This window comes from Paenibacillus sp. FSL R7-0331, assembly GCF_000758645.1.
Taxonomy (GTDB): Bacteria; Bacillota; Bacilli; order Paenibacillales; family Paenibacillaceae; genus Paenibacillus_AQ; species Paenibacillus_AQ camerounensis.
Genome location: NZ_CP009284.1, coordinates 623106 through 635000 on the forward strand (window position 1 = coordinate 623106; position 11895 = coordinate 635000).

The 11895-nt window shown below is 50.4% G+C and carries 6 protein-coding genes, 2 rRNA genes and 2 riboswitches (1 of these 10 cut by a window edge); all 8 genes read left to right on the forward strand.

The window, feature by feature from the left end; genetic code table 11:
- Positions 1-131 precede the first annotated feature (131 nt).
- Positions 132-2141, forward strand: coding sequence for a glycosyltransferase family 39 protein (locus R70331_RS02755; RefSeq protein WP_042172660.1), 2010 nt, complete (start codon positions 132-134; stop codon positions 2139-2141).
- On the forward strand, positions 2138-5956 hold the full coding sequence (locus R70331_RS02760) for a phospholipid carrier-dependent glycosyltransferase (protein WP_052418893.1): 3819 nt from the start codon (positions 2138-2140) through the stop codon (positions 5954-5956). The genes R70331_RS02755 and R70331_RS02760 overlap by 4 nt, the downstream gene beginning before the upstream one ends.
- A gap of 123 nt (positions 5957-6079) precedes the next feature.
- The gene (locus R70331_RS02765; protein WP_081947442.1) at positions 6080-7057 is read left to right on the forward strand and encodes a glycosyltransferase family 2 protein; all 978 of its coding nucleotides are present in this window, start codon (positions 6080-6082) and stop codon (positions 7055-7057) included.
- Positions 7047-7448, forward strand: a complete 402-nt coding sequence (locus tag R70331_RS02770) for a GtrA family protein (protein ID WP_042172662.1) — start codon at positions 7047-7049, stop codon at positions 7446-7448. The genes R70331_RS02765 and R70331_RS02770 overlap by 11 nt, the downstream gene beginning before the upstream one ends.
- Positions 7449-7499: 51 nt before the next feature.
- The gene (locus R70331_RS02775) at positions 7500-8150 is read left to right on the forward strand and encodes a class D sortase (RefSeq protein ID WP_042172664.1); all 651 of its coding nucleotides are present in this window, start codon (positions 7500-7502) and stop codon (positions 8148-8150) included.
- A 122-nt stretch (positions 8151-8272) separates the two neighbouring features.
- Positions 8273-8353: riboswitch (cyclic di-GMP riboswitch) on the forward strand.
- Between the two features lie 75 nt (positions 8354-8428).
- Positions 8429-8509, forward strand: a riboswitch (cyclic di-GMP riboswitch).
- A gap of 13 nt (positions 8510-8522) precedes the next feature.
- Complete coding sequence (locus tag R70331_RS02780) at positions 8523-9332, forward strand: transglutaminase-like domain-containing protein (protein WP_042172666.1); 810 nt, start codon at positions 8523-8525, stop codon at positions 9330-9332.
- A 369-nt stretch (positions 9333-9701) separates the two neighbouring features.
- Positions 9702-11249, forward strand: a 16S ribosomal RNA gene (locus R70331_RS02790).
- A gap of 279 nt (positions 11250-11528) precedes the next feature.
- Positions 11529-11895: ribosomal RNA gene (locus tag R70331_RS02795) — 23S ribosomal RNA — on the forward strand (it continues 2561 nt past the right edge of the window).
- The 16S and 23S rRNA genes sit together here, the layout of an rRNA operon.

Below are 11895 nucleotides of genomic sequence, written 5' to 3' on the forward strand. Positions count from 1 at the left end.
GAGATGAGGGGGCTGCCTTTTTTTATTTTCCGGACCACCGCCTCATTATTACCCTGTTCCTCAATAAAGAGCCCAGCTTAGTCTTTCCATCATCCGGTATTTAGATTATATTGTTGAAGAGGTGATGTAAGTTGTCCGGCATCTTATCCAGGATATTTAACTCCTGCAAAAACAACCCCTGGCCGCTGCTGCTGTTCGTGCTTGGGGCCATTGTACGGATTGTGTACATAGGTTCGGTTCCGCCCGGCTTGAATCAGGATGAAGCTTCCATCGGTTATGATGCCTATGCTATTCTGCATTACGGGATAGACCGTAACGGCGTTCATTTGCCGGTTCATCTTATAGCCTGGGGCAGCGGACAAAATGCGCTTTATGCGTATCTGTCCATGCCTTTTATTCTGCTGTTCGGGCTGACGCCGCTGTCTGTAAGGGCACTTAGTGTTTTTATGGGACTGGCGGGAATGTTTTTCTTCTATATAATTATGAAACGTTTATTTCCGGCAAAAGCGGCAGGCATCGCTGCCATGTTCTTTATTGCCGTTAACCCGTGGCATATCATGATGTCAAGGTGGGCACTGGAATCCAATCTGCTTCCAACCTTGATCCTGATCGCGGTTTACTGCCTGCTGCGGTCTGTCCAGTCTGCGGATTCCCGCTGGACCTACGCCTATACCGCAGTGCTGGCTTCATCGTTATATGCATACGGTACAGCGTATTTCTTTGTCCCTGTGTTTGCTGCGGCAACAGCAATTCTTCTATTATATTGCAAGATGCTCAAGGTCCGGACACTGCTCTGGAATGCCCTGCTGTTTGTATTGTTGTCCCTGCCCATATTATTATTTATAGTAATCAATCATTATAATGCTCTGCAGGCGGTAACCACACCGCTGTTCACGGTTCCTAAGCTTACGACGCCGCGGGTGGAACAAATTTCCTCTGTATTCGGCGGACAGCTGCTTCAGACAGCGGCAGGCAATTTCCGTGAATTCCTAACTGTTCTATGGAGCGGAAGCGACGGTCTGCCGTGGAACTCTATATCCTGGTACGGTTATGCTTACCCGCTTGCCCTTCCATTTGCGCTTCTTGGGCTGGTTGTCATGCTGCAGGCCGTACGGAAGCGCCGGAGGAAGGAAGCGGGCAGGGTAATCCTGCTGCTCTGGCTGCTGTCAGCGATGCTGATGGCCTTTATTACAACAGTAAATATTAACCGGATCAACATTGTGTTCTACCCGCTGGTTATGCTCTCGGCGGCAGGCTTCATTTGGCTCTATTCCAAAATAAAGCCGGCAGGCATTCTCGCTGCGGCTGCCTTTGCCGTTATGTTCGGCTCTTTTACCATCGTATATTTCCGTGATTATCCCGGACAAATTGGTCCGTCCTTCCATGAGTCTGCCGGGGAGGCGATCCGGTATGCTTCCCGGAATACCGGAGGGAATGTATACGTAACTGATGATATCAACATGCCCTATATTTATGTGCTGTTCTATGAGCGGATTAATCCGAGTGATTACCTGGATACGGTCGTCTATAGTAATCCCGGCGGTGCGTTTCAGCAGGTCACGGAATTTGGCAGGTACAGATTCGGCAAACCGGCAGTATTGGAAGAGAACTCCGCCTATGTGCTTAGCAGCCGGTCCGGGCTTCCGGCAGCATTCAATGGAGATTATACTGTGCGGGAGTTTGCCAATTACGTTGTCCTCATTACCGGTCATTATGAAGGTGCTGAATCCTCTCAGGCTGTGCCGGAGGGTAGCGGGCTGATTAACGGAGGCTTCGAGGAAGGACCGGCCGGCTGGGAATTCTCAGCGGGAACGGGAATTGCCGGCAATAACCCGTATTCGGGAACGGCGCTGGCTTATCTGGATGCAGGGGCGGACAAAACCGTCAGCCAGATCCTCAATGGTCAGCCGGAGCCGGGTGAGTATACGTTATCCGCCATGGCAAGCGCCGGCGGCAGCGGAGGGAAGATCAGTCTGCTTGTGAACGGCACCATGCAGGCAGAAGCAGAGTTGACTGCGGGAGATACGTACCAGGAGATACGGCTTCCTGCTGTAACCCTTAATCAGGGAGATCAGGCAGAGATTATTATAACCGGCGGTAACGGCTGGATTAACATTGATGAGGTGAGGTTGAAACGATGAAAAACCTGCGCACGGCCGCAGTCTTTATGTTCATGCTGCTGATGTTCGTACTTCCGGTAACCAGTATTTATGCAGAAGGGAATCTGCTGCAGAATCCCGGCTTCGAGGACGGGGAAGAGGGGGCGCCGGCCGGCTGGACGAAGGATGCCTGGATTGCCGGGGATGGCGCCGGGATTCTGTCCGTTCAGTCTGAAGAGGTTCATTCCGGCAGCAAAGCAGCTGTTATTGAGAATTTTGAACCGAATCATCTGAAATGGATTCAGACCCTTACCGTCACACCGGGCAGCTACTACAAGATTTCCGGATATATCAAGGTTGCCAGCATAGCAGGTGAAGGCTTCGGGGCCAATATATTCCCGGTCGGCATCGGCGGCGGTTACCCGGCTACGACAGATACCGGAGGGGACTGGCAATATCTTGAGTTTATCGGACAGACGGGAAGTGAGCAGACTGAGCTTGCTGTTGGGGCGGCGCTAGGCGGCTATGCCAACCTTATTCAAGGGAAAGCCTATTTCGATGACCTGGCAGTAGAACAGCTGGAGACGCTGCCGGAAGGAGCGGGCTTCATCTCTCTGGACACCGGAGCAGCGGCTCCTGCCGATAACAGTGGTACTGAAACTGTACCCCATAAGGTCTCACCTGCCAAAATCCTGCTGATTTCAGCAGTGTTCAGCGTGTTTTTTGCACTTATCTATAATAGAGGGCTGCGCAGCAACAAACTGCTGGGACAGCCGGATATTGTTTATACAAGATGGCTGTATGTAGCGTTCGCGGGCGCTTTCATTCTGCGTATCTGGATTGGTGTTACTGCACAAGGCTATGAGAATGATATGAACACCTTTATTGCCTGGGGTCAGCGTCTTGTTGACAGGGGGCCGGGCGGATTCTATGAGAAAGGCTATTTTGCGGACTATCCGCCTGGTTACCTATATGTACTATACCTGCTGAGCGCGATTCGCGGCCTGTTCGGCCTGACCCATGGTTCGGCGGGAGAGATGCTGCTGTTTAAAATGCCGGCAATCCTGTCTGACCTTGTACTTGCCGGGCTTATTTACAAGATTGGCCGCAAGAAGCTGGGCGGCGGAATGGCTATGGGCCTGATGCTGCTTTATTTGTTCAATCCGGCTGTATTAATGGATTCCTCCGCCTGGGGACAGGCTGATTCCTTCTTCATGATCTTCCTGCTGCTGAGCATTATGGGGGCAGCTGATAAAACCTTTGTCCGTTCGGCAATCTTCTTCGCTATCGCAGTGCTTGTTAAGCCTCAGGCGCTGATCTTTACACCTGTGCTGATGTTCGCGTTCTATCATCACCGGGCCTGGAAGCAGCTGGCCTACGGCGCACTTTACGGCCTCGGGAGCTTTGTCCTGCTGGCAGCCCCGTTCTTCTGGAATAACGGCGGCTTCATCGGGCTGATCGATCTGTACAAGAGCACTTTGTCGTCCTACCCGTATTCGACGGTTAATGCGTTCAACCTGTACGCTCTCACCGGGCCGATGTGGTCGGCTATGGATGTGACCTGGCTGGGTATAACTTACCGTGTCTGGGGCTTTGTTTTTATTCTGGCCGCAGTTGCAGCCGCAGCCTATTATTCATTCCGCAAAGACCGTAAGGAGCTGTCCAAGTCTTATTTTATTGCAATTGTTCTGATTGCTGTTGTCTTCGTACTAGGCACCAAAATGCATGAGCGTTATATTTATCCGGCCCTTATTCTCTGCCTGTTCAGCTATATGGAGAGCAGGGACCGCCGGTTCCTGACGATGTTCCTGGGCTTCACGCTTACGCAGTACATCAATGTCGGCTACACCCTGGCCCATCTCAATGCCGGCGGCAACCCGCCGACAGACGGAATTGTTATTGTGACCTCCATTGCCAATCTCGGATTGCTGGCCTATACGCTGTATACCGGGTATATGGTATATATCCGCAGACAAATCAAGCCGCTTGCACCTCCGGTTACAGATGCTGAGCATTATGCAGCCGATCTGGCGCTGGCCGAAGGCATCCGGCCGCTTGAATCCGCAGGCAAGTCCAAGTTCAGGCTGCAGCGTAAGGACTGGATCTGGATGCTTGCCATTACGGCAGTCTATACAGTTATTGCCCTGGTTAACCTTGGTTCCACTAAGGCGCCGGAAACCTTATGGGAGCCGGCAGCCAGCGGCGAGAGCTTCTATGTTGATCTTGGCCAGAGCAGACAGCTTGAGAATGTAAAGATATTCGGCGGTGTAGGCACCGGCAAATTCAAGCTCGAATTCAGCGAAACACCGGACGTATGGGGAAGCCCGCTGGATGTGAGTGAGGATGTCGGCAATGTATTCATCTGGAAGAGCCAGCCGCTGAATGTAGCCGCAAGATATGTGAAGCTTACTGTAACTTCGCCCGGCTTCACCCTGAATGAGATCGCGTTCTATGAGCAGGGTGGGAGCAAAACCCCGCTTCCTGTAGCCGGTGTAACACCGGATGCCGGAGCGGCTACCAAGAGAGGTGAGCCTGCCAATCTGTTCGATGAGCAGTCGCTTGTTCCTGAAAACTCTAATTTTATGAACAGCACCTATTTTGACGAGATCTATCATGCCCGTACCGCGTATGAACATTTCCAGGGTATTGTAGCTTACGAGAATACGCACCCGCCGCTCGGCAAAACCCTGATCGGAGCCGGAATGGAGCTGTTCGGCGTCAATCCGTTCGGCTGGCGGATTGTCGGCACCCTGTTCGGGGCGGCGATGCTGCCGCTGATTTATATGATGGGGCTGCGGCTGTTTGGCACTACCCGTTACGCGGCCCTGTCCGCGGGATTATTCGCGCTGGATTTCATGCATTTTACCCAGACGCGTATCTCTACCATTGATGTGTACGGCGTGTTCTTTATTATGCTGATGTTCTATTTCATGCAGCGTTATTTTACAATGAATTTCTACCGTGTTCCGCTGCGCAAAACCCTGGTTCCGCTGTTCTGGTCAGGCCTCTTCTTCGGCATAGGTGTCGCCTCCAAGTGGATTGTGTTATACGGCGGGGCCGGACTTGCAATTATGCTCGCGTTATCGCTGTTTGAGCGTTACAAGGAATATAAGGCGGCGGGGCGTATGCTTGCCGAAGGCAAGCTGGGTGACCAGGAGATTAAGACAGCATGCCGAACAGCCGACAAGTCCTTCTGGAAGAACACCATTATTACACTGGCAAGCTGCGTCGGATTTTTTGTGATTATTCCTGCTGTAGTCTACGCCTTATCCTTTATACCGGTGCTGTCCGTAACGGCAGAGGGTTATACTATTAAAGGGCTGATTGATGCGCAGAAGAACATGTATAACTATCACAGCCAGCTCGTAGCTACGCATCCGTTCTCCTCCTCCTGGTGGGAATGGCCGTTTATGAAACGTCCGGTCTGGTTCTTCAGCGGCGGTGAAGGCCTGCCGGAAGGCCGGGTGAGCAGTATTGTTACTATGGGTAATCCGCTGATCTGGTGGACCGGGATTTTCGCTATGCTGGGTGCGGTCTGGCTTACCATCAGAAGCAAAGAGAAGAGCCTCTATATGCTATGGATCGCTTTCTTCTCGCAATACGTGCCATGGATGCTCGTTCCGCGCGAGACGTTCCTGTATCACTATTTTGCAATGGTACCGTTTATTATTCTGGCTATTGTCTATGTAATGAAGCTGCTGGACAGCAAGGTTCCCGGAGCCTCCAAAATCCGTTATGCTTATGTAGCGGCAGCCGCCGTACTCTTCATTATGTTCTATCCGGTACTATCAGGAATGCAGGTTAGTGCCGATTACGTAAATATCATGCTGCGCTGGTTCCCGTCCTGGGTATTCTAAGGGGGCCAGCCAGCCCCAATGAAGTGAAGCTCCATAAAACTAGGCGTATGCTTCCCGGAGCGAGTTTTATTGCGAAGCATCCCAATGAAGTAAAGCTCCATAAAACTTTTAGGAGGAACAAAGGTGAAAGCCAGATACAGTGTAGTTGTCCCGATGTACAATGAGGAGGAAGTCATTCAGCATACGTATGAGCGTCTCAAGAAGGTTATGGACGAATGTGGTGATTCCTACGAGCTGGTCTTCGTCAATGATGGCAGCCGTGACCGCACAGCTGAGATTATACGCGGGATCAGCAGCCGTGACGCGAATGTCAAGCTGGTTGACTTCTCCCGCAATTTCGGCCATCAGGTCGCGATTACCGCCGGGATGGACTATGCTGAAGGGCAGGCGGTAGTTGTTATTGATGCCGATCTTCAGGACCCGCCTGAGGTTATCCTGCAGATGATTGCAAGGTGGAAAGAGGGCTATGAGGTTGTCTACGCCAAGCGGCTTAAGCGCCACGGTGAGACGCTGTTCAAAAAAGTGACCGCCAAGCTCTTTTACCGTCTCTTAAGCAGTATGACAAGCGTGGAGATTCCCACCGACACTGGCGATTTCCGGCTGATTGACCGCAAAGTATGCGACGTGCTGCGCGGCCTGAAGGAGAAGAACCGTTATGTACGGGGGCTGGTAAGCTGGGTTGGCTTCCGTCAGACCATGGTTGAATATGTGCGTGAGGAGCGCTTTGCCGGAGAAACCAAGTATCCGCTGAAGAAAATGGTCCGTTTTGCCCTGGACGGTATCACCTCCTTCTCCCATAAACCGCTCAAAATCGCATCCTATGTCGGCTTCTTTCTGGCCTTTTCCAGTTTCTTATATCTGTTCTTTATCCTGTTCCAAAAGCTGTTCACAACCTGGGCTGTTCCCGGCTGGACCTCCATTGTGGGCGTGAATCTGCTCTTTAACGGGATTGTGCTGATGCTGCTCGGGGTAATCGGTGAATATATCGGTCGGATCTACGATGAATCCAAGGACCGGCCGCTGTATATTGTGCGTGAAACCCGGGGGTATGAGGACGGGGAGTACATTGACAAGCGGGAAGGTATACGGAATGAGCGGTAAAAAACGGAATGAGGGCTTTATCCAGTTTCTGAAATTCAACGCGGTAGGCCTGCTTAATACATTGATTGATTTTGCACTATTTACTCTGCTGCATTCACTGGGCATGATGAATGCGCCTGCGCAGGTGATTTCATACAGTGCAGGTACCGCCAACAGCTTTTTCTGGAACAAAAAAGTGACCTTCCGTGACCGCGACGCTGGCAAAAACGGCTCTGACCGGCTGCAGCTGGTGAGGTTTATCATCCTCAATCTGACGGTGCTGGGCATCTCGGTGCTGCTGATGCATCTGCTGACAGGCAGCTTCGGTATTCAGGTGCTGATTGCCAAGGTGCTGGTTACAGGAATTACGGTTATTATTAATTTTTTTGGAAGCCGGATGTGGGTATTCTAAGCAATTATCAGGGCGGGGGTTACCTTGTCCGGGACAAACGGGGGGATATTCATGCGGAAGCTATCCTATTTAATTATACTGGCAGGCGTCCTTATCATGCTGTATCCAAAAGCAAACGAATGGTATAACGACCGGCAGCAGGCGAAACTGCTCGAGGAAGCAGAACAGGCCTACAGCGAGCTTGCTCCGGTAACGGAGCCGGATTTGCAGAAGCCCTATGCCGAGGTTACCCAGCTGCTGGCTGAAGAATCGGCACAGGAGGAAGAAGCACCACCGTCAGAAGAGCCGTCAGACGAGATTGCAGTAGGCGGCAAAATCACCGGAATTATTGAGATCGACCGGATCGGCCTTAAGCTTCCTGTTCTTGAAGGTGCGACCAAGGCAAACATGAAGCACGCTGCCGCCCATATGAAGGAGACAGCCCCGCTGGGTGAAGCGGGAAATGCGGCTATTGCTGCACATAGATCCAGAACGGCAGGCAGGCTTTTTAACAGGCTGGATGAAATAAAGATCGGGGACACGATCCGGATTAAGACAAGTGCTGAGGAATATGAGTACGAAGTCTATGATATTTCTATTGTAGAGCCGACGGATGTGTCGGTGCTTAACGGAAATGATAAGGACAAAATCCTAACGCTGATTACCTGCGATCCGCTTGTTAACCCGACTCACCGGCTGATTATTCATGCTAAAATGACATAAAAACAGATATAGGAAGAGATTTTGCGCAGAATAGAAAAAAATTTAACAAAAAATGCTGGAAATCTAGTAATTTAGGTCTTGTATCTGGGCAAAGATATGGTAGTATATAACTATAAAAGCACACACGATAACGGCAAACCTATCGAAAGGTAGGGACGCAAAGCTAAAGGGCCTTCCCGCGAGGATGGCAGCCAGCTACCGAATGAAGGGCTTTTTTTGTTGGCTATCTAATCCAGAATCTAGTATATATGGTAGATTGAGAGAAGAGATAAAGCTGCACACGATAACGGCAAACCTATCGAAAGGTAGGGACGCAAAGCTAAAGGGCCTTCCCGTAAGGATGGCAGCCAGCTACCGAAAGGAGTTTTATCCATGAAAAAATTTTATTTCATGCTGTTAACACTATTCGTAGTTGTTACTTCCGTTCAGACAAGCACAGCTTCTGCTGCAACTGCAGACTCAAGCTGGTTGAATACATCGAAGCTGGACCAGGGTGTTGTTGCAGTATCCTATGATGTACCTGCTGACAAGCGCATCAAGGTTATGATCACTAAAGACAGCAACAGCTACACTTACAACCTGTATGCTTCCCAATCTACTGAATCCTTCCCGCTGCAACAAGGCAACGGCACTTATAAAGTATCCGTTCTTGAGAACACAACCGGCAACAAATACAAAGTAGTATCTTCCGAGAATGTAGAGCTTAACCTCAGCAATGCTAACGCCGTATACCTGAGTTCCGTACAGAATGTTAAATGGACCTCTTCCGATAAAGCCGTACTGAAAGCGAAACAGCTTACACAGGGTCTGACTACTGATGAGGCTAAAGTTAAAGCAATCTATAACTACATCGTAACTAACGTTAAGTATGACAACACTTTGGCTGCTACAGTAACACAGGACTATATCCCTAGCAATGACAACACTTTGCTTACTAAGAAAGGGATCTGCTACGATTATGCATCACTGTTCGCAACAATGCTGCGGAGTGAAGGTATCCCGACCAAACTGGTTATGGGTAACACCAGCTATGTATCGACCTACCATGCCTGGAATGAAGTTTTGCTTAACGGCAAATGGGTAACAATTGATACTACTGTGGACGCCGGACTGGCTAAGAATAGCAAAGATGTTGGTCTGACAAAAGTAGCAAGCAAGTATAGCCCTGCAAAGTTCTACTAATGACGGAAGAAATATAGTCTTATCAAGACACATCGCTTAAGTTCTTAAGCGATGTGTCTTTTTTTTTGCTTAAGGGGTTGCTTTTTGTCATGGATGTGGGGTATTATAGGTAAGCGTTGTTAGAGCGCGTCAAAGTTTATCAGAAATTGATTGAAAAAGAAATTTCAAAATAAAGCTTGCGTTTCTGAAACAAACGTGATATATTATAAGAGTTGCTGCTGACGAGATAATCGAAGGCGACGACGAGCTTGATCTTTGAAAACTGAACAACGAGTGAGTATCTGGAGATCACTTCGGTGAGATCCAAAAGTAGAGAATGTAAATTCTCGTCAGATGTTTCAAAATGAGCAATCGCTCTTTCTAAATACCAATTTGGAGAGTTTGATCCTGGCTCAGGACGAACGCTGGCGGCGTGCCTAATACATGCAAGTCGAGCGGAGCTTATCCTTCGGGGTAAGCTTAGCGGCGGACGGGTGAGTAACACGTAGGCAACCTGCCCCTTAACCTGGGATAACTACCGGAAACGGTAGCTAATACCGGATAATTTCTTTTTTCTCCTGAGAAGAGAATGAAAGGCGGAGCAATCTGTCATTAAGGGATGGGCCTGCGGCGCATTAGCTAGTTGGTGGGGTAACGGCTCACCAAGGCGACGATGCGTAGCCGACCTGAGAGGGTGAACGGCCACACTGGGACTGAGACACGGCCCAGACTCCTACGGGAGGCAGCAGTAGGGAATCTTCCGCAATGGGCGAAAGCCTGACGGAGCAACGCCGCGTGAGTGATGAAGGTTTTCGGATCGTAAAGCTCTGTTGCCAGGGAAGAACGTCCGGTAGAGTAACTGCTACCGGAGTGACGGTACCTGAGAAGAAAGCCCCGGCTAACTACGTGCCAGCAGCCGCGGTAATACGTAGGGGGCAAGCGTTGTCCGGAATTATTGGGCGTAAAGCGCGCGCAGGCGGCTATTTAAGTCTGGTGTTTAAACCTTGGGCTCAACCTGAGGTCGCACTGGAAACTGGGTGGCTTGAGTACAGAAGAGGAAAGTGGAATTCCACGTGTAGCGGTGAAATGCGTAGAGATGTGGAGGAACACCAGTGGCGAAGGCGACTTTCTGGGCTGTAACTGACGCTGAGGCGCGAAAGCGTGGGGAGCAAACAGGATTAGATACCCTGGTAGTCCACGCCGTAAACGATGAGTGCTAGGTGTTAGGGGTTTCGATACCCTTGGTGCCGAAGTTAACACAGTAAGCACTCCGCCTGGGGAGTACGGTCGCAAGACTGAAACTCAAAGGAATTGACGGGGACCCGCACAAGCAGTGGAGTATGTGGTTTAATTCGAAGCAACGCGAAGAACCTTACCAGGTCTTGACATCCCGGTGTAAGCATTAGAGATAGTGCCCCTCTTCGGAGCATCGGAGACAGGTGGTGCATGGTTGTCGTCAGCTCGTGTCGTGAGATGTTGGGTTAAGTCCCGCAACGAGCGCAACCCTTGACTTTAGTTGCCAGCAGGTTAAGCTGGGCACTCTAGAGTGACTGCCGGTGACAAACCGGAGGAAGGTGGGGATGACGTCAAATCATCATGCCCCTTATGACCTGGGCTACACACGTACTACAATGGCCAGTACAACGGGAAGCGAAGCCGCGAGGTGGAGCCAATCCCAGCAAAGCTGGTCTCAGTTCGGATTGCAGGCTGCAACTCGCCTGCATGAAGTCGGAATTGCTAGTAATCGCGGATCAGCATGCCGCGGTGAATACGTTCCCGGGTCTTGTACACACCGCCCGTCACACCACGAGAGTTTACAACACCCGAAGTCGGTGGGGTAACCCGCAAGGGAGCCAGCCGCCGAAGGTGGGGTAGATGATTGGGGTGAAGTCGTAACAAGGTAGCCGTATCGGAAGGTGCGGCTGGATCACCTCCTTTCTATGGAGAATCGTTCTCTGCAATGAGGACATTCAAATTTAAAATCTAACCGGTCGGTTAGTTACTCACTCGTTGGTCAGTTTTGAGAGTTTAAGCTCTCAAGTAGTACCTTGATCCTTGAAAACTGGATACCGAAACGAATTTGCGTTTTAGAACATTCCTTTAAGCTGAACTTGTGTAAACAAGTTTAAAATTAATGGCGATGCTAACGATGATCTTGATGGAAATAAAGGCTTTGGAGTGATTCAATGTCCGATATTTTCCTGAAGGAAAAATCGAGGTTAAGCTAATAAGAGCACACGGAGGATGCCTAGGCGCCAGGAGCCGACGAAGGACGTGGCGAACAACGAAACTGCCTCGGGGAGCTGTAAGCAAGCTTTGATCCGGGGGTGTCCGAATGGGGAAACCCAGCTGTGGTAATTCGCAGTTACTCGTATCTGAATACATAGGATACGCAGAGGCAGACCAGGGGAACTGAAACATCTAAGTACCCTGAGGAAGAGAAAACAATAGTGATTCCGTCAGTAGCGGCGAGCGAACGCGGAACAGCCTAAACCAGGGGGCTTGCCTCCTGGGGTTGTGGGACGTCTCACATGGAGTTACAAAGGAATATGGTAGGCGAAGAGGTCTGGAAAGGCCCGCGATA

What these genes read in the sequence shown, in the direction of transcription:
- R70331_RS02760 (WP_052418893.1), top strand. Translation starts at nt 2,138, where the DNA reads ATGAAAAACCTGCGCACGGCCGCAGTCTTTATGTTCATGCTGCTGATG.
- R70331_RS02770 (WP_042172662.1), top strand. Translation starts at nt 7,047, where the DNA reads ATGAGCGGTAAAAAACGGAATGAGGGCTTTATCCAGTTTCTGAAATTC.
- R70331_RS02775 (WP_042172664.1), top strand. Translation starts at nt 7,500, where the DNA reads ATGCGGAAGCTATCCTATTTAATTATACTGGCAGGCGTCCTTATCATG.
- R70331_RS02780 (WP_042172666.1), top strand. Translation starts at nt 8,523, where the DNA reads ATGAAAAAATTTTATTTCATGCTGTTAACACTATTCGTAGTTGTTACT.